At 62.7% G+C, this 21,590-nt stretch carries 17 protein-coding genes and 1 pseudogene; 14 read left to right on the top strand and 4 right to left on the bottom strand.

Translation table 11 applies throughout. The features are described from left to right. Positions 1–68: 68 nt before the first annotated feature. Positions 69–896, top strand: coding sequence for a hypothetical protein (locus VXD91_RS12655; protein WP_212811678.1), 828 nt, complete (start codon positions 69–71; stop codon positions 894–896). A gap of 242 nt (positions 897–1,138) precedes the next feature. On the opposite strand, the pseudogene VXD91_RS12650 reads toward VXD91_RS12655, so the two are convergent. After that, positions 1,139–1,482, bottom strand: a pseudogene (locus VXD91_RS12650) (hypothetical protein); the annotation flags it as partial. 181 nt (positions 1,483–1,663) lie between these two features. Between VXD91_RS12650 and VXD91_RS12645 the strand changes: the two are divergent. From VXD91_RS12645 to VXD91_RS12620, 6 genes are read left to right on the top strand one after another with little or no spacing between them, the layout of a single operon-like run. Next, positions 1,664–3,121: a class I SAM-dependent DNA methyltransferase gene (locus VXD91_RS12645; protein ID WP_212811680.1), complete on the top strand. Its 1,458-nt coding sequence runs from the start codon at positions 1,664–1,666 to the stop codon at positions 3,119–3,121. A gap of 14 nt (positions 3,122–3,135) precedes the next feature. Next, entirely contained in the window at positions 3,136–4,275 is a 1,140-nt protein-coding gene (locus VXD91_RS12640) for a restriction endonuclease subunit S (protein WP_212811682.1), read from the top strand. Beyond that, complete coding sequence (locus VXD91_RS12635) at positions 4,275–5,498, top strand: exonuclease domain-containing protein (RefSeq protein ID WP_212811684.1); 1,224 nt, start codon at positions 4,275–4,277, stop codon at positions 5,496–5,498. The genes VXD91_RS12640 and VXD91_RS12635 overlap by 1 nt, the downstream gene beginning before the upstream one ends. Positions 5,499–5,533: 35 nt before the next feature. After that, positions 5,534–7,387, top strand: coding sequence for a hypothetical protein (locus VXD91_RS12630; protein WP_212811686.1), 1,854 nt, complete (start codon positions 5,534–5,536; stop codon positions 7,385–7,387). A 54-nt stretch (positions 7,388–7,441) separates the two neighbouring features. After that, positions 7,442–8,131 (top strand): hypothetical protein, encoded by a 690-nt coding sequence (locus tag VXD91_RS12625; protein WP_212811687.1) that lies wholly within the window; start codon positions 7,442–7,444, stop codon positions 8,129–8,131. A gap of 10 nt (positions 8,132–8,141) precedes the next feature. Continuing rightward, entirely contained in the window at positions 8,142–9,071 is a 930-nt protein-coding gene (locus VXD91_RS12620) for a hypothetical protein (RefSeq protein ID WP_346415550.1), read from the top strand. A gap of 119 nt (positions 9,072–9,190) precedes the next feature. Here VXD91_RS12620 and VXD91_RS12615 read toward each other — a convergent pair whose 3' ends face one another. Both VXD91_RS12615 and VXD91_RS12610 read right to left on the bottom strand, forming a co-directional pair. Then, the gene (locus tag VXD91_RS12615) at positions 9,191–9,748 is read right to left on the bottom strand and encodes an XRE family transcriptional regulator (protein WP_346415549.1); all 558 of its coding nucleotides are present in this window, start codon (positions 9,746–9,748) and stop codon (positions 9,191–9,193) included. A gap of 74 nt (positions 9,749–9,822) precedes the next feature. Continuing rightward, positions 9,823–10,449 carry a hypothetical protein gene (locus VXD91_RS12610; RefSeq protein WP_346415548.1) on the bottom strand — a complete coding sequence of 209 codons (627 nt, stop codon included), beginning with the start codon at positions 10,447–10,449 and terminating at the stop codon, positions 9,823–9,825. A 144-nt stretch (positions 10,450–10,593) separates the two neighbouring features. Here VXD91_RS12610 and VXD91_RS12605 point away from each other — a divergent pair, with 144 nt between their 5' ends. From VXD91_RS12605 to VXD91_RS12575, 7 genes are all read left to right on the top strand, one after another. Then, the gene (locus VXD91_RS12605) at positions 10,594–12,366 is read left to right on the top strand and encodes an ATP-binding protein (RefSeq protein ID WP_346415547.1); all 1,773 of its coding nucleotides are present in this window, start codon (positions 10,594–10,596) and stop codon (positions 12,364–12,366) included. Then, positions 12,363–13,220, top strand: a complete 858-nt coding sequence (locus tag VXD91_RS12600) for a hypothetical protein (protein ID WP_346415546.1) — start codon at positions 12,363–12,365, stop codon at positions 13,218–13,220. Before VXD91_RS12605 ends, VXD91_RS12600 begins: the two co-directional genes overlap by 4 nt. 70 nt (positions 13,221–13,290) lie before the next feature. Then, positions 13,291–13,590 carry a WXG100 family type VII secretion target gene (locus VXD91_RS12595; protein WP_346415686.1) on the top strand — a complete coding sequence of 100 codons (300 nt, stop codon included), beginning with the start codon at positions 13,291–13,293 and terminating at the stop codon, positions 13,588–13,590. Positions 13,591–13,596: 6 nt separating this feature from the next. Then, a complete protein-coding gene (locus tag VXD91_RS12590) occupies positions 13,597–13,887 on the top strand; it encodes a WXG100 family type VII secretion target (RefSeq protein ID WP_064859600.1) in 291 nt (96 codons plus the stop codon). 9 nt (positions 13,888–13,896) lie between these two features. Further along, the gene (locus VXD91_RS12585; RefSeq protein WP_346415545.1) at positions 13,897–15,333 is read left to right on the top strand and encodes a hypothetical protein; all 1,437 of its coding nucleotides are present in this window, start codon (positions 13,897–13,899) and stop codon (positions 15,331–15,333) included. Next, positions 15,330–15,881 (top strand): hypothetical protein, encoded by a 552-nt coding sequence (locus tag VXD91_RS12580; RefSeq protein WP_244872573.1) that lies wholly within the window; start codon positions 15,330–15,332, stop codon positions 15,879–15,881. Before VXD91_RS12585 ends, VXD91_RS12580 begins: the two co-directional genes overlap by 4 nt. Before the next feature lie 217 nt (positions 15,882–16,098). Further along, positions 16,099–19,497: a DEAD/DEAH box helicase family protein gene (locus tag VXD91_RS12575; protein ID WP_346415544.1), complete on the top strand. Its 3,399-nt coding sequence runs from the start codon at positions 16,099–16,101 to the stop codon at positions 19,495–19,497. A 170-nt stretch (positions 19,498–19,667) separates the two neighbouring features. Here the strand turns inward: VXD91_RS12575 and dxs are convergent, their stop codons facing one another. Next, positions 19,668–21,566 (bottom strand): 1-deoxy-D-xylulose-5-phosphate synthase, encoded by a 1,899-nt coding sequence (gene dxs / locus VXD91_RS12570; protein ID WP_318984409.1) that lies wholly within the window; start codon positions 21,564–21,566, stop codon positions 19,668–19,670. Positions 21,567–21,590 lie beyond the last annotated feature (24 nt).

Here is a 21,590-nt window from a genome sequence, read left to right as displayed (position 1 = left end):
CCGCGTCAGCCAGGCAAGTTGGCGCGCCGAATTACCATTGAGAGCACTGGACAGAGAAGGACATCGGGATGATTCGGCTCCTGCTAGTGCTCGGCGTCGTCGCGGTCATTCTCGCTGTCATCATGATTCTCGGCGGCGCCGCGCTCGGGGCGGTCTTCACCTCCGATCGCAAGGCGCGCCGCCCCCTACCGGCCATGACGCGGGCGTGGCTGTTGTCCATCGCCGTGGTGATCCTGGTCGGTGTCGCGACAGAGGGCATTCTGCTGCTGCCCGCCATGGGCATTGCCGCCATCGGATTGTTGATCACGCACATCGTGATCGACAGTCGGGCCGGGTCTGCGCGTGAACCGTCATCTCAAGAGCTGGAACGTGCCCGGCTCGTCGAAGAATTCGGAGTCGACGGTGTCGAGCTGCTCGACGGTGCACAGGCCGCCATCGAGCAGATCGAACGGTCGGAAGCCGCGGTCGACGGATGGCTCGGTAATGACCTCGACTTCACTGGCGACCTGACGGCGATCCGCGAAAACTGCCGGGCCACACAGGAACTCAATGGCTTGATCACGGAGCTCGGCGGGATCGCCGAGCCCGATTCGGACGATCTGGCGATGCTGGAGGATGCCCGGGCGAAAGTGCGGGAGCTGGGGTCGCGGTCGTGGGCGCGGGTGTATGCCTTGCAGGGCTGCGCCGAGAAGGCCGAGGAGATCGACCGGTCGCTGCGCGACGACCGCGCCCAGGCACAGCTCGCGGAAAAGCGCGACGATGTCCGGAGCCGCATGGCTGCCAAGCTCTATGGGATTGACGCGACGCCTTCGCAGACGCCGTCATCGTCGGTCGACAAGATCACCGCGCTTGCCGCGGCGTTCGCGGAGATCCGGCGCCAGTCCGGAAGTGGCTGACGGAATAGCCCGCTACTCCGTCAGGTGCGACGGTCATCCCTTAGCGGCCGCTTAGCTCAACACATCGGCGTCACAGGTGGTCCTCATCGACCGCGTCGACCGCGACGCACTCCCTTTATGAGTTCGTCCGCACGGTCAGGTTCGACCGCCGGCTCGCAGAGCGGCTCCGATCGGGCCATCTGTAGCAGCTCATCGATGCGATCGGCTTCCTGCCAGACCCTCGATGCGCGGCCAGTCGCAAGCTCGATGATCCGGCCGTCGTCACCCAACGTCACCGTGGTGATCCCACGAGAGGCGAGCACGGCGCCATAGTTGGTGTGGGCGAGTTCTCCTCGACCGCCGCAGCGGTCTCGGCGTTGAACACCACACCTTCCTCGATATTGAGAGCATCGACGTCGATCTCGCCGGCCAGGGCAGCCTCCACGCGGCGCCGCGATGCGGTGTGCTGAGTCGATACCGCCCTACCGATGCGGGCCCAGTGGTCGAGTTGTGGCTTGGCGGAACGGCGCTGTCGGGCGCCCTCGACGGCTGCCGCCTCGAATAGGTCCGCGGCCACTCGAATGACCCGATCATCGGCGTCAGCCATCACACACCTCCGCGTAGCGAGTTACTACAAGGGAAGTAACTCGCTAGCAATAAGGCGTTACAACTGTTCAGGGCGTGGCGAGGGACCGACCCCGACACTCACAGCGCGGGTAGATCGGCTGTTGTCGGTGGACTCCTATATACAGTCCTGTTCAGGTTTGTATGGGGAGGAAAGGAGCGCCGTGATCACCGGTGAGTTGAAGAGCAAGGTCGACCGTGTCTGGGATGCCTTCTGGTCTGGCGGCATCTCCAACCCGATCGAGGTGATCGAGCAGATCACGTACCTGCTGTTCATCCGCCGTCTCGACGACCTGGAGACTCTCGCCGAGAATCGCGCGCGGCGAACTGGATCGTCCGAGGGACTGCGGTTCGGGCCCGACCAGCAGGACCTGCGCTGGTCGCGGTTCAAGAACGACGAGCCAGGTGTCATGTTCGGCCTGATCGCCGACGGTGTGTTCCCGTTCCTGCGGGCACTTGGCGGTGATGGGTCCACTTATTCCGAGCACATGCGCGACGCCCGCTTCACCATCCCGACCCCGGCGCTGCTGTCGAAGGTCGTCGACATGCTCGACGACATCCCCATGGCCGACCGCGACACCAACGGCGACCTGTACGAGTACCTGCTGTCCAAGATCGCCTCGGCCGGCGTGAATGGCCAGTTCCGCACCCCGCGCCACATCATCGAGCTGATGGTGAAGATGACCGCGCCCGGGCCGACGGACGAGATCTGCGACCCGGCATGCGGTACCGCTGGCTTCCTCGTGTCCGCCTCGGAGTACGTGCGTGACACACATGATTCAGTCTTGACCGACGCCGCCCAGCGGAAGCACTTCCACAACAGCATGTTTCACGGCTACGACTTCGACTCGACAATGCTGCGCATCGGGTCGATGAACATGCTGATGCACGGCATCGAGGCGCCGGATATCCGCTACCGCGACTCGCTGTCCGAGGGCGCCTCGGAGGACGCCGAGAAGTACACGCTGATCCTGGCCAATCCCCCGTTCGCCGGCTCACTGGACTACGAGGCGACGTCCAAAGACCTGCAGCGGGTGGTCAAGACCAAGAAGACCGAATTGCTTTTCGTAGCACTGTTTTTGAAGCTGCTGAAGCCCGGCGGACGGGCGGCAGTGATCGTGCCCGACGGTGTGCTGTTCGGATCGTCCAAGGCGCACAAAGACTTGCGACGAATGCTGATTGAAGACCAGAAACTCGACGGCATTGTGAAGCTGCCGTCGGGCGTATTCAAGCCATACGCTGGGGTCTCGACGGCGATTCTCTTGTTCACCAAGACCAATTCCGGTGGCACGGATCATGTTTGGTTCTACGACGTTTCGGCTGACGGTTTTTCGCTCGATGACAAGCGGAACCCTATCGAAGCCAACGATCTGCCGGATGCGTTGTCGCGGTGGGCTTCACGGGACTCGTCGGAGTTGGAGCGGGCGCGCACCGAGCAGTCGTTCTGCGTGCCGGTCGCCGACATTGTGGCGCAGGGCTATGACCTGTCGCTGAACCGGTACAAGGAGATTGTGCACGACGAGGTCGAGCATCGACCGCCGCTAGAGATCATTGCGGAGATCGAGAAGCTGGAAGGCGAAATCGCGAGTGGGCTGGCCGAGTTGAAGGCGATGTTGTCGTGATCAGCGTGGGAGACATGCTCTTCGAGTACAAGGAACTGCCCGGAAACTCGTCAGAACCTCCCGTGTTGACGTTGACTGAGAAGAACGGATTCGTTCTACAAAGCGATCGCTTCAACAAGAGACTCGCGACCAACGACGTGAGCAAGTACAAGGTTGTTCGGCGCAACGATGTCGCCTTCAATCCATACTTGCTTTGGGCTGGGGCCATCGCACAAAACACCATCGTCGACAAGGGCATCATCAGCCCCCTCTATCCGACATTCAAAGTGCGTGACGGATTCGATCCGCGTTATGTTGCGCGACTCTTGCTTAGCCCGCAGATGGTGGCGAGTTACGACACCATCGCGTTCGGCTCCGTGCCTCGACGCCGCCGCTCCTCCGTAAGCGATTTTCTCGCCCTGCAGATTTCCGATCAACCACCGCTCCACGAACAGCGTCGTGTCGCCGCCATGCTTGACCAAGCTGATAGCTTGCGGTCAAAGCTGCGACGATGCTTGGCCCACTTCAATCAACTCACGCAGTCGCTATTCCATGACGCGTTTGGCGACCCGGTGGCCAACAACCACGACCTTCCCGTCAAGTGCCTCCAAGACTGGATCGATCCTAACCGACCGATCACCTACGGCATTCTTAAACCTGGACCTGAAGTCGAGGAAGGAATCCCCTACATTCGCGTTGCCGACATGAAAAACGGTGGCATAGACGAAGAAACCGTGCGGAAGACTTCGCACGAAATTAGCGATCAATACCGACGGTCGATACTGCAAGCGGGGGATCTACTGATGTCCATTCGTGGTCATGTCGGTCGGTTTGCATTCATTCCCGAGTCCCTTGCTGGCTCGAATATCACGCAGGATTCGGCGCGGCTCGCGATTACGGAACCCGCATCTGCGACATATGTCCGCGCGGCGATGGAAATGCCCAGCTTTCAGCATTGGATGGCACGTCGCACCAAGGGTGCAGCCGTACAAGGAATTAACCTTGGCGATCTAAGGCAGGCACCGATTCCGTTGCCATCATTCGAACAACAACAGATATTTGCTGCGATGTTGCGTGAGGTTCGGGTGAACGCCAGTTCCGTGGAGAGGCAGCTGTGGCTTGCTGACGGCGCTTTCGCCTCCCTCCAATCCCGCGCCTTCCGAGGCGAACTCTGATGCCATTCGCTGTAATCGACTTCGAGACAACGGGTCTGGTCCCTGAGCGCACCGACCGCGTCGTGGAGATCGGCGTCGCCCTTACTGATGATTCCGGCCGGATCGAGCACGAATGGACCACCCTGGTCAACCCGCATCGTGATATCGGGGCTACTCACGTCCACGGCATCCAGGCCTGCGACGTCGTTGACGCACCTGACTTCGCCGCCATCAGCGATTACCTGCTCGAAATGCTCACTGGCCGTGTGGTTGTCGCGCACAACGCCAGTTTTGACATGCGGTTTCTGCATTGGGAGCTCCAGCGGGCCCAGTACGTCATCCCCGAACGACCAGCCGCGCTCTGCACACGAAAATGGGGCGGGCGCATGACGGGGGCCGCCAAGCTCGCACACTGCTGCGAAGCACTCGGAATCTCACTGATCAACGCACACTCAGCAATTGGTGACGCTCATGCAACCGCCGAACTCCTGCCACACCTGCTCGCCTTCCACAGCGGCTCCCCCGAGTGGCGCTCCGACCTGGATCACTCGGCGACCTTCGGCTGGCCAGCTGCCCGCACACGTGCATCGCAACCTGCGGTCGCTCATCGTGGGCAGTCATCTGCGGACCCGTACTCGTGGCTGCGGTCCGTCCTGGGAGCTGCCTGGGTCCCCGCCACTCCTGAAGACGAAGCGTCTTACATGGTGGTACTCGATAGCGCCTTGCTCGACCGGGAGATCTCGCGCAGCGAGGGCAAACAGCTGCTGGCCTCCGCCGAAGCGGCGGGCCTATCCCGGGGAACCGTAGCGCGGCTGCACCAGGACTACTTGCGTGCTGTAGCGAAGGAAGCGCTGGCCGACGGCGTAGTCACCGACGAGGAGCGGTCCGAGCTAAATGCTGTCGCCGCTGCCCTGGGTTTCGGCCCACCGTATGTCGATGAGGCGCTGGCGTGGGCAGCTTCCGCAACGCCGGAACTGGTAGACGAGTCGACTGCCTTCACGCTACGCCTGGGCGACCGGATCGTGTTCACCGGCGAGATGAATCGTGGTCGCGACGAATGGGTTTCAGCGATCTGTGCTGCGGGCCTCGCGTCCGGCGGCATCTCCAAATCGACGCGTCTGCTCGTCGCGGCCGATCCTGACTCGCAGAGCGGCAAAGCTGCCAAGGCGCGCCAGTACGGGATTCCGGTGGTCAGCGAAGCGGCGTTCGAGAAAATGTTCGCCACATATCGGGCGGCATCGTGAATCCCACAGCGGCACAGTAATTTTTAGGGGAGATCGTGTTCGACGAGCGATGGATGGTCCAATTCTTGGAAAGGGTGCGCGCGGACAACAGCGAGCAGGGCATCCATGTCCTATACCGAATCCTCCCAGGCTCGACACCGAAGTGGGACACCGTCACCCTTCCGGTACAGAACACACGCGACCCGCTCATTGGCTTGTCGCATGTCCCGACGGCCACCGTCGTTTACGCGCGGTACCGGCCGGCAAAATCAGGCGTCAACTTTCTCGCGTTCGTGTTCTGGCCAGACGGATCGCACTGTGCACTATTCGGGGACAACAGCGGACCAATCCAGTCCGTCGTCGACGGCGCATCCAACTTCCGAATGACGTATCTGGCGCTCAGCAGAATCGCCTGGGACACGCCGATGCTGCCAGATGGTCATTCACCGGATAACTGGATAGTGCGTGCCGCGTTGAAGGATTTCGTCGCGGAGGTCACATGCAGTGGCCTTGTCGATAGCGGCGCCACGTATTGGCAAGTCGACAAGAACCTGCGACTCGGCATCGCGAAACGCATCGCGACGCTGCGGCGAGCAGCGAATCCTCACATCGCAGTGGTGACCGAAGGGCAGGACGAGTGGTACAAGCTCCATGATTTCGCCCCGTTTCTCGGCCGGCTCGACTGGTCAGATTTGGACTCCGTAACGCTGGCAACTGATCTCGGCTACACCAACGACGCGGCCCGTTGGTGGACGTCCCAAGGCATCGGGTGCCTGGAGCTGGTAGACCTCCCAACCACGCAGCAGAGTCTGTCCGCACTCAAGGTCAGATATCCGATCGTCGAGGGCAACGTGTGGAGCATGCTCGGCGCTTTCGAACGGGCAGTTAGCAACCACTATGTGTCTCCGGCAGACCGCATGCGTGCTCGCTGGCAAGCCGACGATCCTCAGGCCCTGTTGCATCTGACGCGGGAAGTCGTTGCGAACAACGCGAATAGGCGGGGACAGATGCTTATCGGGTATGCACGCACCGATAGCGGTCGACTGCAACAACTCTCGCAAGTTGCCGTGGACTACGCAGCCAACTCCATTGGTTTGGATCTCGCGGCCGTCCCTGATGTCGACCAGGCCGACGGCGTTCTCCTGATCGGAGTCAATGAGTGCGGTTGGACCGCCCAAGCCGTGAACCGTGACGGCGAGCACGGCGCAGCGGTGAGTTCAGCCGACGACAACCTCCAGTTCGTCGCCCCAATCGCAGACGCAGACAGCGTCGCCGCGCTGCGGCGGACTTTTACCGGGCACGCGAGTTTCGACGTCGACTACACACCATTCGATTGGCTACGGCGACGCATCATGTTCGGCGTCACACGAGCGCTGGAGAAATTGCCAGTGCAGCGCGACGCCATCCGTCCCATCACCGATGCGCTCGCGACACTCCTCCCCTCGCTCGATGTGGACGCCGACACGCAAGATGAGTCGGCCTCAATCGAGAGAATGCTCGATTTGACACTGCTGCTACAAACGATCGCCCATGCGAAACCCATTGTGGCGGCATCGCTTCCAGCGGACTGGCTGGATGACGCCGAGTCGGGCAACCACGATCCTGCGGAGTTGTGGCAGCTCATCGCCGAAGGTCTTGCAGGAGTCCGACAACTTAGGTGGGACGACTTGGGCGTCGGACCTTTAGCCGAAGCGTGGGCGATTCCCACCGCAGAAGCAACATGGTGGGGGGCTAAAGGGCTGGGACAGCGACAGTTGCTCATGCTCCCGGACGAAACCGAGTCGATGATTCGCGCCGCCAACGTGATCGTACGATTGTCTGACTCCTCCGCACCCACGAAGCATCTGCGCCAGCGGCTGGAACTGCTTTTCGGCCAAGATGTTCCGGTGTTGTGGAGCTTGGTGCCCTAGCATTGTCTGTCCCGTCCGATATACATGCCGGTTAACTACATCGAAGGAGCCAGCATGTCGAACGACTTTCCTCTGAAACCCGGCGACACCGGAACTGTCGCCCAGTTGAGCCTGTGCGCCGGTGGGCTGGTGCGCACCTGGACCGATTCGTCCCGGTTGTGGTCGGTTCCCGACGACCAGTACCTGCGTTCCGTCATGGGATCCGGAACCATCGCCCGCACGGCGCGTGAAGAGCACCGCTTCCGCGAAGTGGCGATCCTCTCCGAGGACACCGGCACCCTGTGGCTCCAATCGCGATTCCCGTCACCAACCGACGATGGCACGTTGCAAGTCCAGGGCAGCATTATCGAACTGCAGCCCGCCCATGAACCGTCGGAATCCACCTACGACGATGTACGCGAACTTCTCACCCAAGCGATCGGCCATGCGCTGAACAACAACGAATATCTGCTGGTCGAGCAGGGCGGATGGGACGCGCCGCCGGAGCCATTTTGCCTTTTCATCGTCATTCCCGACGGCGATGGCTTTGTCAGCATCATCGAAACCGCCCCTGCGCCATCAGCTTCAGAAATTTGGGCACCGCACATTGTGGCCGGAAATGAGAGCACCACGCTGTCCGCTCCAGCCAATGCGGAAACCATCGAAGTCGCTCCCCTGATCATGCTGGATGCCATCGCCACGTGGGGTTTCGCGCCGTGGGACCTGGCGTTGACTTTCGGCACCCGGCAATCACCCGCCGTCTGACGTCACTCACATGGGACTCGATGCGCACGTGGCGTGCAACTGTTTTCGCGACGGACTGAGTACCGAACCGCCAGTTCCTCGAAGCATGCTCACAGTCAACGAATGCGGCGATGTTGAACTGATCGACGAGCAGAACTGCGACTTCGATATGGCGAACGACGTCTACGACTGGACGATTCACGCGTGCACGCACGAGGACATGAAGTTCGTCAGCGAGTGGGTCGGAAATATTTCTGGTGTGGCGTGGCTGCGAAGTGTGGCCGTCGGGTTGCCCGTCGACCGGTTCGGCAATCTGGCGATGATCCTGGCCGGACTCAGTGGACTGATGGACAGTTACACACCAGCGAGCGAGATACGCCGAGCCCTCCCCGAACTGGAATTGCTTCTACAGGAAGGTCATCTGGGGTCGACCCGCACAATCAGCACCCTGAACGGGTTCGTTGTTGAGAACAAACTGGACTGGGGACCAATCGCGTTGGACGAATTTCACTCGCTCGGTCCGTCGCCATACTACGAGTCCCCGTGGCCCGACCTTGTCGAGTTAGGGGTTATCGGTTACGAATTCGTTGTACGCAGCCGCGAACAGCCCGCCAATGAACTGCTGCGCACCCGAATCTTGGAACAGAAGTGGGACCCCGAATCTGTTGAGTTCCGCCAGGCGCCGGACGGCCGCCCGACGTCACGCATCACATTCACAAATCTGCAAACCATGGAATCGGTGACGGCGCGGTCGTTCGGCGTATCGGCGCGGCTACCTCGACTCGGCAGAGTACTGGCGATCGCCGACAAGGATGAGCCTGAACCTGCTCTGGTATATCCCGAGACTCTGATCGTCGGTGAGCGCAGGGTCATGCTCACGGAAGCATGGTGGACGCTCAAGCGCCTCCATCGCCTCTTCGCGGCATCGGCAGCCACAGGCAATCCCGTCGTATGGCATTGAGAATCATCTCGACCAGTTCGTGGTGATCAGTGGGCGCCGGTACCGTTTCGTCCCCGTCGACCTAGCTGGGTGGACGGCGGCGATCCGGGGGCGATCGGTATGTGTCGTCTAGGGAACAACTACGGGGCAGCGTAGGGCCCAATTGCGTGTGGAGACGTACCCGGCGCGTAGCTCCAGAGGCGGCGCCCCTCAGGAGTCAGATTGGTGAACTCGTTCACCCGGATCAGCAGTTCAAACCCGTCGATCCTTGGATCGCGCTTGCGGTAGGCGAATCCTCCTGTTGGTGCCACACCAGGTGTAGGCGGGATGTTCGGGTCGAACTCGAGTACATAGTCGTTCCGGCGCATCATCTTTAGCCAAGCCGCATGGCGTCCCCGCTTGAAGTCGGACATGTCTCGACCGCCCGTGGCGATAAACTCGCCGTGGTCACGCAGGCGTTGATACGCCGCAGACTTGCCGTGTGGGCCTTTGGTCTCCCACGGCCACGCCTGGTTGACGATCTGACGGGTCGATTTCTGTCCCCCGTATGTCGTTTTGTGCCACGAGACAGCCTGTCGTGACACACCGTGAAAATCCGCAATCTCGGTCTGGTTGAAACCCTTTCGCCTCAGCTCTTCGATTTCCCCGAAGACCAGCGGTTGACGGTGGGTTGCCGTCTTGTATTTCTTGCCGCTCATACGTACTCCACTACATGGTTCGGTTCCTGCACGGGCCAATCGCGTTAGGCGTCCGCTGGTGTCACGATCGACCCTCAACTCTCTCGGACAGCGGTGACAACCTCGCGCGCCATCGACAACGGATGGGCCGGAAACTGGTCGTCGAAATCGGGCAGCTCGCTCATGTTCATCACGAAGCCCGTCTTCAGTCCGGTGTAGGGGTCGCGGGCCCAGCCGCCCATCGGGTCGTCGGCAGTGGGCTGCTGGAGCCAATCATTCTGCCGCGCAATCTCATACACCGCAGCGTCGCGCATGCCGGTGGTGTGACCTTCGATGAAGAAACCCTGAACCTGTTGCACATGCTCGGCGTGTAGGTGCAACGTCAGGTTGTACTGCACACCGCCAGACTCCTGCTTGATCTTCATGAGGCTGTACACGTACGGCACCCCGCTCGCCGTCCGCTCGACGTCGACCTCGATCAGCCCGGCCTGTCCGGCAACAACGGCGGCGGCTTCGAGGAGGCCGTCGATCATCTGGTCCTTGTCCAGCGGCATCGCATACCTGGTCGGGTAGGGCCGCGTCGTCACGGTCCCCGTTGCGTCGTCACTGAACAGGTAGCCGAACGCCTGAGTTTCGGGCGGGTCGTCGGGCAGCAGCCCGCTCTGTTGCCAGTAATCAGCAAGTGCCAGCGTCGGTCCGCCACCCCACAGGTTGACGCGCATCATCTACTCCTTCTGAATTTGTCGCTCAAGTCATACACGCCGACTCCGACATTCAGACAGGTGACATCTCTTCGAGCCCGACTTGTCGGTGGCTCGTGCGACGCTATGCGGCTTTCGACCGAACCGATGCAGGAGATACCGCACATGCCCGCACCTCAGCAGCAGAACTTCCGAGTGGATCTCGGCGGAGTCATCTCACTGCTCAGCAAGAACCTCTATTCCAGCCCGGGCGTGTACGTCCGCGAATTGATTCAGAACGCCTTCGACGCCACCCTCGCCCGCGACGCGCTCAGCGACACACCGACCCCGCGGACTATCACCATCTCGCCATTCGGCGTCACCTCTCCGGACTCCCCGGCCAACGAGTTCGCGATCACCGATGCCGGCATCGGCGTCACCGCCGATCAAGTCGAGCAGTTCCTGGCCACCGTCGGCGCGAGTTCCAAGCGTGACGAGTTGGCCCGTAGCAGGCGGACCTACATCGGGCAGTTCGGTATCGGTCTTCTGAGCTGCTTTCTGGCCGCCGACGAGATCACGGTCGTGTCCCGCAGCGCCACCGGCGCCGACCCGATTCAGTGGATAGGCAAAAGCGACGGCACCTACACGGTGCAGACCCTCGCCGATGAGATTGCCGTCGGGACCACTGTGCGACTCCGTCCACGACCGGACATGATCGGCTGGACCCGTGCCGAGCAGGTCATCCCACTGGCGCGCAAGTACGCCGAGTTTCTGCCGGCACAGCTAAGTGTGCTGACAAACACCGGTGCACAAGATGTTTCGCGACCCTGGCGAATCGACTTCGGCACCCATCGTGCAGAGATCGTGCGAGGGGTTCCACCGATCTTCGGCGGTCTCGGTGTCGGCAAGCAGTTCGACGCCATCGAGGTCCACGACACCGCTCTCGGGCTCGACGGCGCCGTCTACATCGGCGCGACATACGGTCGCTCGAAAGCCGCCGGGCGGAACCGCATCTACATCAACAACATGCTCGTCGACGACGCCGACAGCTCGCTGCTGCCCCCATGGGCGTTCTTCGCCTGGGCGGCAATCAATTCCACCACGTTGGAGCCGACCGCCAGCCGCGAATCGGTCATGAACAACCAGGCGTTGGCCTTGACCCGAAGCAAACTCGGCCGGGCAGCGTTGGGCTGGCTGCGAACGCTGGCCGACACCGACCCGCAACGATTTGCCGAGTTCGTCGTCGAGAACAACCTCGAACTGCGTTCCGCGGCAACGCAAGGTACCGATTCCGACAATCTGGAACTCGCCGAGGTCGTGCTGCCACAACTGACCATGCAGACGACCGAGGGCGCACTGCGATTGATCGACGTGGTCCAACGAAACCCGAATGTTCTGTACGCGCTGTCTGACAACGAGTTCCGTACCATCGCCAGTTTCAATTCCGGCGGCAGGATCGTCGTCAACGCCGGCCACACCCTGGACCAGGAGGTGCTGCTCCTGCTGCCGCAGGTGATGCCTGGCGTGACCGTCACCCGCGCATACCCAGCGTCCGAGGTCGCGGCGCTGGCCGATGCCCCGGCCGACACTGAGGCGGTGCCGGCGCTGGAATTGCGGGGTGCCGCGGCGCTGGCCGCATCTGGCTGCCGAGTGGCGGTGCGGCGGTTCCCGTCGACTGCGTTGCCCGCGGTGTTCGTCGGCCACGGTCAGATCGACGTAGCCTCGCCCGGGTACGGCAACATCACGCACCTTGTGCTGAATTGGAGTAACCGCGCCGTGCAAGCCCTCACACGCACCACCGATGACCTGGTGTTCGACCGGCTCATGCAACTGCTGTACGTCCAGGCTCGCATGGCCGCCCAATGCGACGGCACGGAGGACCGAGCGCTGCTATCGGAGGCCCTCGACGACGTCATTCTGCTCGCCGCGGGCGTGGACGGAACGGAGGTCGGGAGATGAGCGGGCAGGCAACAGCCGACGAATACGAGTTTCTCGGCGATGAGGCAGCCGGGGCAGGACGGTTGGAGAAGGCGCTGGATCACTACAGCAAGGCGCGACGATTGCGTTGCGATGCCCTGACGATGGCGTTGGCGGGCGACGATCTCGACTCGCAGTCGATGTCTACTTATGGCACCGATAGCGCCCGGTTGAATCAGAAGATCCGCACGATCGTGGACGAGTTGAATCCACCAAAGACGCTGAGTGAGCGGATCGCGGACCTGCAGGCCGAGATGAACGAGCATCTGACTTCGGGTCGGCTCGATCTCGCCGCTCACCTCAGCACCCAACTCGGCGCTGCGCAGGAGGAATTTGGCGACCTGGACGAGGCCGAGTCGGCATATCGATCCGCCGTGGTGCTCGCCCGGCAGGTCGACGCTCGTGATCCCGAGTTGTTGCTGCACACTTTTTGGGCGTTGATCGACTTCCTGCCGCCTTCCGAGGAATCGGTGGCGCTGGCCAAGGAAATGGCTTCGAATCTGATCGACCGCCGCGAAATGTACCACCCGATGCGGGCAGCTGATGCGGCGTACCGGCTCGCGCTGGCAGAGCTGGATTTCGCCGAAATCGCGCCGCAGCATGTGGATTCCGCGGTCGACGGCAGCACGCGGGAGGCAATCGAGATGCTCGACGGCGTCTGCTTCCACGACAAAAGCCAGGAGCTCCAGCGATGGGCGGCCGCGGTATTGCGCGCGGTCGGCCGCGACGCCGACGCCGACCGTTGGCGGGCCACGGCCGACCGCTACGAAGACTGGGAATGGTTCACGGACCAGCAGATTCCCGGGCACGTGCACCTATGGGACATTCGGGAGTGATCTCACGACCTCGCTAGACTGGCCCTGAAGTCAGCGAAGGGGGTCGCATGGCGGACTTGGGGGCGCACGGCTGCGCATCGAGACCGAGCCGGTCAAAGCAGCTGCAGACGAGTTTCGAACCATCGCCGATGAGTTGCGTGAAGAACTGCGCCAGCTTGTCGCGTCGGTCGATGACGTAGTCGAAGGTTCGTGGCGCGGCGAGGCCGCTCGGATGTTCGGCCGCGATTGGGATGAGTTTCGCGCCGCCGCAACGAAGATCGTCGACGACGCCGACGAGATCGCGATCCGGGTCGTCCAAAGCGTGGAGGCCTACGCAGCACAGGATGAGCGCGGCGGATCGATCGTTCGCAGCGCGTGGGATGAGCGGTAGGTCGCAATGACTGGGTACACCGTCGACGTCGACGCGCTCAATGAACTGCGGTCGAAAATGCAGGCCTACCTGGCGCACTGCGAGACATCGTTGAGCCGGGTGGAATCGCTTATCGGTCAGGTGTCACAGTCGTGGGACGGTGCAGCCGCCGAAGCATACGAGGCTCGCCACCGCGACTGGGTGCGGTCAGCGCACGACATGCGCACGGCGCTCGCGGACTTCACCGCGTGGTCCACCCAGGCCGAAGACGCCTACCGGACCGTCATGGCGATGAATCTGCGCATGGCCGGCCAGTAGCGAGCATCCATGGGTACTTGGGTTGTCGATTCAGACTGGTATTTCCTGACCGCGGCGATACTCGGCCGTGCGGGATCGAAGGTGGCTGGTGCTGCCGGCCTGGTCTCAGGCGCGTCGCACGGCTCCGGCCACATGGCCGGCAACGACCCGGTCGGGACGAAATGGGGATCGCGGTATGACAGCGCCGCGCGCGACGCTCTCGGTGGCGCCGATTCGCTGGCACAAGCCTGGTCCTCGCTGGCTGGACGCGTCTACCAAGCCGGAGTCAACCATGCGTGGGCTGAGTTCCACGCCGGCCGTCGCAAGATTCCCGTCCCGGCGAATCTGCCACCCCGACCGGCGATCTCTGAACCGTCGTCGACGATCTCCAGTTCCGTGGGTGCCAATGGCGTCGGCCTGACCGACATCATCCCGGGCTTGGTCGAGGCGGTCGGCAAGGAGGCTCCGAACGCAGACACGAAGGGCCTCGACGCCGCTTCGGACATGTGGCAACGGTTCGCAACGACGGTCGCTGAAGCTGTCAGTGACGTGGTGAATCAGGTCAGACGACCGGACCACGACATGCCCGACGCCACCGCGTTCTACGAGACAATCGCCAATCTGAGCGCTCCCGCGGATGCCGTCGCCGCCGACGGCCGCACACTGAGTGCCCTAACGCACAGCTATTCTGCAGCCACCAGCGCGATGCGCGCGAACATCGCCAGTGAGGTCAACAGCACCGCGATGTGGATGGGCGGGGCCGCGTCAGTCGTGGTGCTGTCGTCGGAAGTCACTGGCGGCGCGTCATTCCGAGCCGTGCCTGCGGCCATGCGCTGGAGGCTCAACCAGGCCGGCACCAACATCCGGAGCTACATCGCCGCGGTAGAAGCCGCTGCGACAGCCATTGACTCACTCACAGTTGCACTCGACCCGGCCAAAAAAGGTCTGCTTGACAACCAAAAGTTCGTCGACATCGAGATCTACGATCCCGACGGCACCAAGACCCATCACTACCGTATTCCCCTGTCCAAGTGGCTGGCCTGGCAGAACTACCTGCACCGCGGCGGCCAAGAGTGGGACTGGAATCGTTGGAGCTCCAACTACGACCAGCTTCAAGAGAACTCTGCGAACGGCTGGTGGTTCGACAAATACGCGGCCGAAGTGATGGGCTACAGCAAAAATGACGGGTGGACCGACCAGTTCGGCAGCCGCAAGTCGGATCTGGAGAAAGTGCCTGTAACAGGTCGGGTCTGGGACTGGGCCAATCCCGAATTGAAGCAGGTTGTGGAGAACAAGAGCGGACGGCTCGACATGGACCAACTGGCTATAGACGAGGACGCACTTGAAGCCGGCTGGGATGTCACCTACAACATCAACGCTAAACACCCGTACACCGCGGGAGAACTCGCAGCGTTACAGCGGCTACAAGACAAGTACCCAGACCAGTTCACAGTGAACCGACTGTGACCGACAGGAAGACCACCATGGGCTCTACCTTCGACTACGTCCCTACACAACTCACTAAGGCCTTCCGCGATGCACAGTCCAACGAGCAGTTCCTGGGCTGGCTGAAGATGCAGGAAGCCGTCATGGAGATCGAATTCCCGTACTACGACCTCCCCGAGATACGCGAGCAGATGTACACCGAAGCGAGCTTGGCGATAGTCGAACAGAAACTCCTCGACCTGTACGACAACCATCGAAGCGCCTTCTCGCTCGACAACGTCCACACGACCATGAGGTACGTCTACTACGTTGGCGAAACGTTTCGCCGTGCTTGTGAAGGGACATGGGTGGCCCTCCCCGTGGCCGACGCATACCTACCTGCGATTGACTTTCCGATGCGCGAAACCATGACTAAGCCAACAGACCTCGTAGAGGGGGCAGTCAACCGACGCGACGGGAAACACCTGACGAAGGTCTTCGGACACGCCGTGCGCAGCTATCGCGAGTGGACTGAAGCAGGCAAGCCCGAACGGACCTTCCGCGGCACCCTGCGCGAAGCCGACGAATAGGCGGGCCGTCCTAGTTTTTGAACCGAGCTACCAATCAGTCACAACTTGTCGGCTCGACATGCAACACTGCTCGGTTCGCCCGCCAGCAAAGGAATTCGCATCGTGACAACACCTCGACCATTGACCGGCAGAAGTTGACGATCATGTTGCTCACTACCAGTACAGTGACCCTGTGAGTCCGACTATGTTCGTGAATGAACATTCCGGCTGAGCGCGGATGAGCAATTTCGCATTCGTCGGTGCCGCTGAATGGCCCGACATCCAATCCGACTGCGCCCGCGCCGAGAGCTACCTGGCCTCCGATCCGCGCTCGGCCTGCATCTACGGCCGGCGCGCCATCGAACAACTCGTCGGCCTGCTCTACGACGTGATGGATCTGCCGCTGCCCTACAAGGACGACCTGGCCGCCCGGATCAACGAACGTCCGTTCAGTACCCAGGTGCCGCCGGCAATCGTTCACAAACTCAATCTGATTCGCAAAGCCGGCAATGCGGCGGTGCACGAACGGCGCGCGATCGCACCGAACATCGCGCTCGCGGTCCTGCGGGAGCTCCACCACGTCACGGTGTGGGCCGTCTACCACCACTCGGCCTACCCGAAGGCCGCACCGCTGAAGTTGCCGTTCGATCCGAAGCTCGCGGCCAAGGCTGCTCCCCTCAGCCGTGACGAGGTCGCCCAGCTGGCCACGAAGTTCAAGGCGCAGGACGAAGCCCACGCCAAAGCCCTGGCGGAAAAAGACGAGCTCGCCGCGGCCAAAGACGCCGAGATCGCTGCGCTGCGTGAGCAGATCAAGGCCGCCCAGGCCGCGAAGCAGCAGCCCGACGATCGCGACTACAACGAAGCGCAGACTCGCACCGAGTACATCGACCTCGATCTCGCCGAGGCAGGTTGGACGCTCGACCAACCGCGGGACCGCGAGTTCGAAGTCACGGGAATGCCCAGCGGCGGGATGGGTTACGTCGACTATGTGCTGTGGGGTGCTGACGGCCTGCCGCTCGCCGTCGTCGAAGCGAAGCGAACCAGCAAGAGCCCGCACGTCGGCCAGGAACAGGCCAAGCAGTACGCCGACTGCCTAGAGCAGATGACCGGCCGGCGTCCGGTCATCTTCTACACGAACGGCTATGAGCACTGGATGTGGGATGACGCCGGCGGCTACCCGCCCCGTCAGGTCCAGGGCTTCTTCACGGCCGACGAACTGGCCCTGATGATTTCGCGGCGCACGTCCCGTAAGCCGCTGCTTGGCGCCGAGATCGACTCCGCGATCGTCGAACGCCATTATCAGATTCACGCGATCCGCCGCGTCGGTGAGGAGTTCACCGCGCACAAGCGCGAGGCGCTGTTGGTGATGGCGACGGGGTCGGGCAAGACCCGCACCGTCATCGCACTGGTCAAGCAGCTGATGGAGGCCGGCTGGGTCAAGCGGGTGCTGTTTCTGGCCGACCGGACGGCGCTGGTCAACCAGGCCGTCGGCGCATTCAAGGAACACCTGCCGAACGCCACCACCGTGAACCTGGTGACCGAGAAGATCACCGACGGCCGGGTGTACGTCAGCACCTACCCCACGATGCTGAACCTGATCAATTCCGTCGACGACGGTCTGCGCCCCTTCGGCCCCGGCTATTTCGACCTGGTCGTCATCGACGAGGCACACCGATCGGTCTATCAGAAATACCGCGCTATCTTCGAGTGGTTTGATTCCCTGCTCGTCGGCCTCACCGCCACGCCCAAAGACGAGGTGGACCACAACACCTACCGGCTCTTCAACCTCGAAGACGGCATACCGACAGACGCCTACAGCCTCGACGATGCCGTCAAAGAGGGCTTTCTCGTTCCCGCCGTGGGAATTTCGGTGGGCACCAAATTCCTGCGCCAAGGCCTTCGCTACGACGAACTGACCGAAGCGCAGAAGGACGAATGGGATTCATTGGATTGGGGTGACAACGACAGCCCGGACGCGATGTCCGCAGAAGAGTTGGGGCGCTTCTGGTTCAACGCCGACACCGTGGACAAGATCCTGGCGCAGCTGATGTCACAGGGGCACAAAGTCGCCGGCGGCGACCGACTCGGCAAAACGATCATCTTCGCCAAGAACCAGGCCCACGCACAGTTCATCGCCCAACGGTTCGACACCCAATATCCCGAGTACGCGGGCACATTCGCACGCGTCATCACCCACAGCACCGAACGTGCGCAGAGCCTCATCGACGACTTCTCCATCACCGACAAGGCGCCCCACATCGCCATCTCCGTGGACATGCTGGACACCGGCATCGATGTACCGGACGTGGTGAATCTGGTGTTCTTCAAAGACGTCCGATCCAAGAGCAAGTTCTGGCAGATGATCGGCCGCGGAACTCGCTTGCGTCCCAACCTGTTCGGGCCCGGACAGGACAAGGAGAACTTCTACGTCTTCGACTGCTGCAGAAACCTGGAATTCTTCAATCAAGACCTGCCCGGTACGCAGGGCTCGCTACAGAAATCGCTGAACCAGCGACTCTTCGAAATCCGCCTCGGGCTGGTGACTGCGCTGGATTCCGCTGTTCCCGGGACGAATCCGCCTGAGGGCCATGGCACGGAATCTGAACGCGGCCTTCGCGTCGATACCGCATGGAGCCTGCACAAGATCGTCGTCGGCATGAACCTCGACAACGTGTTGGTCCGGCCCCACCGCCGACTCGTCGAACAGTACGCGCAATGGCCGGCGTGGTCGTCGTTGACGCATGAAGCTGCGAGCGACGTCGCCACCCAACTCGCCGGCCTGCCTTCCTCGGAACTGGACAACGACGAGCAGGCCAAGCGGTTCGACCTGCTGATCCTGCGCCGCCAACTGGCGCAACTCGACGGTGATGCTGTTGCCGCTGAACGGATCCGGACAAAAGTTCAGGACATCGCCGAGGAACTGCTGACCAAGACCTCGATCCCGTCGGTGGCCGCGCAACAGGCTCTCCTTGCCGACATCTGCGCCGACGAGTGGTGGGTCGACGTCACCTTGCCCATGCTCGAACTCGTCCGACTGCGGGTGCGGGCGCTGGTCCGCTTCCTGGACCCCGCTCAAAAGACTGTTGTGTACACCGACTTTCAGGACGAACTCGGTGAGACGACATTGATCGATCTGCCCAACGTCACGCCAGGGACCAACTGGGACCGGTTCAAAGCGAAAGCGCGGGCGTACCTCAGGTCCCATCTCGACCACATCACGCTGCAACGCCTGTACCGCAACAAGCCGCTGACGCCCGACGACCTGATCGCTCTGGAGCGCATGCTGCTCGACAGCGGCGTGGGCGATCCGGCCGACATCGACTTGGCGAAAGTAGAGGGCCTCGGACTGTTCGTGAGGTCGCTCGTCGGTCTGGATCGTGCCGCAGCGATAGAAGCGTTCGGGGCGTACCTCGACGGATCGCGCTTCACTGCGGACCAGATTCGGTTCATCAATCTCATCGTCAGCGAGCTGACGGCAACGGGCGTCGTCGCCGTCGCGCGACTCTACGATTCCCCCTACACCGACAAAGCGCCGACCGGCCCTGAAGAGGTGTTTACGGAAGCTGATGTCGACAACATCGTGTCGATACTGAACACCGTGCGAGCCAACGCAGCGCCCGAGGGTGGCGTCGCCTAGGTGCACAGTGAGCGCGAGGCTGACCCTGGTCGCACAAGTCTAGTCCAGAGCAGCCGCGTCAGACGCGGTGAGATGCGGTACCTCGATCGCCGCCGAGCGGCCCCAAAATGCCCGCGACACACCGCGAATCCGTGTACAAACACGGCCGCTCGCGGGAAATAAGGGGGCTACTACTGCGAGGCGATGTCGACCGAGCTGCCGAGGGCGGCGACCCAGCCGGTGACCTGGCGGGCGATGTCCTGGTCGGTCAGGCCGATGGACATCAGCACCTCGCTGCGGCTGGCGTGGTCCTGGAACTGCTGGGGCACGCCGACGTCGCGGCACGGCACGTCGATCTCGGCGCGACGCAGCGACGCCGAGACCGCGGAGCCGATGCCGCCGGCGACACCGTTGTCCTCAAGTGTCACAACGAGTTTGTGGGCCCGGGCCAGGTCGGCGATGGCCGCCGGGACCGGCAGCACCCAGCGGGGGTCGACGACCGTCACACCGATGCCCTGCTTGCGCAACCGGTCGGCGACGACGAGCGCCATCCGGGCGAACGCGCCGACGGCGACCAGCAGCACGTCGTCGGACAGGCCGTCGGCGGGCTCGGTCAGGATGTCGACGCCGTGCTGGCGGCGGACGGCGGGAATATCTTCGCCGACAGCGCCTTTCGGGAACCGCACCGCGGTGGGTCCGTCAGAGACCGCAAGCGCCTCGCCGAGTTCCTCACGCAGCCGGGCGGCATCGCGCGGTGCGGCGACCTGCATGCCGGGCACGATGCCGAGCATCGACATGTCCCACATGCCGTTGTGGCTGGCACCGTCGTTGCCGGTGATGCCGGCCCGGTCGAGAACCATGGTGACCGGCAGCTTGTGCAGCGCCACGTCCATCATGATCTGGTCGAACGCCCGGTTCAGGAATGTCGAGTAGATGGCGACGACGGGGTGCATGCCGCCCATCGCCAGACCCGCGGCCGACGTCATCGCGTGCTGCTCGGCGATACCGACGTCGAAGAACCGGTCCGGGAAACGCTGCCGGAACGCCGACAGGCCCGTCGGGCCCGGCATGGCCGCGGTGATCGCGACGATGTCGCGCCGCTTGGTGGCCTGCTTGATCAGCTCCTCGGAGAACACCGACGTCCAGCCCAGCACCGACTCGGCCGTGGACCGCCCGGTGTGCGGGTCGATGATGCCGGTCGAGTGCATCTGCTCGGCTTCGTCGTTCTCCGCGTGCGAGTAACCCATGCCCTTGCGGGTGACGACGTGCACGATCACCGGCGCGTTGAACCCGCGGGCATGCCGCAGCGCCGCCTCGACGGCGTGCTCGTCGTGCCCGTCGATGGGCCCGACGTACTTGAGCCCCAGATCGGTGAACAGTGCCTGCGGTGCCAGCGCGTCCTTGATGCCGGCCTTGATGCTGTGCACGCACTGGTAGCAGAACTCGCCGACCACGGGCACGCCGCGCAGCGCGTGCTTGCCCCGCTCCAGCGCCTTCTCGTAGCCGGGCTGCAGGCGCAGTGCCGCGAAGTGGTCGGCCAGGCCACCGATGGTCGGCGCGTAGCTGCGGCCGTTGTCGTTGACGACGATGACGATGGGCCGGTTGGCGGCCGCGATGTTGTTGAGCGCCTCCCAGCACATACCGCCGGTGAGCGCGCCGTCACCGACGACGGCGACGACGTGCCGGTTCCGGTAGCCGGAGAGTTCGAAGGCCTTGGCCAGGCCGTCGGCGTAGGACAGCGCGGTGCTGGCGTGGCTCGACTCGACCCAGTCGTGCTCGCTCTCGGCGCGGCACGGGTAGCCGGACAGGCCGCCCTTCATGCGCAGGGTCTCGAAGTCCGGGCACCGTCCGGTCAGCATCTTGTGGACATAGGCCTGGTGACCGGTGTCGAAGATGATCGGGTCGTGCGGCGAATCGAAGACGCGGTGCAGGGCGAGCGTCAGCTCCACGACGCCCAGGTTGGGGCCCAGATGCCCGCCGGTGGCGGCCACCTTGTGCACCAGGAATTCCCTGATCTCGGCGGCAAGTTCCGTCAGCTGAGGCTGCGACAGGTGCGCCAGATCAGCTGGGCCGCGGACCTGTTCAAGCATTCCGACAGTCTACGCACGCACTAC

Origin of the sequence: Mycobacterium sp. SM3041, from assembly GCF_039668335.1 — a bacterium.
Classification (GTDB): Bacteria; Actinomycetota; Actinomycetes; order Mycobacteriales; family Mycobacteriaceae; genus Mycobacterium.
The sequence above is the reverse complement of the archived record's forward strand: the minus strand, read 5'-3'. Positions and strand labels throughout refer to the sequence as shown.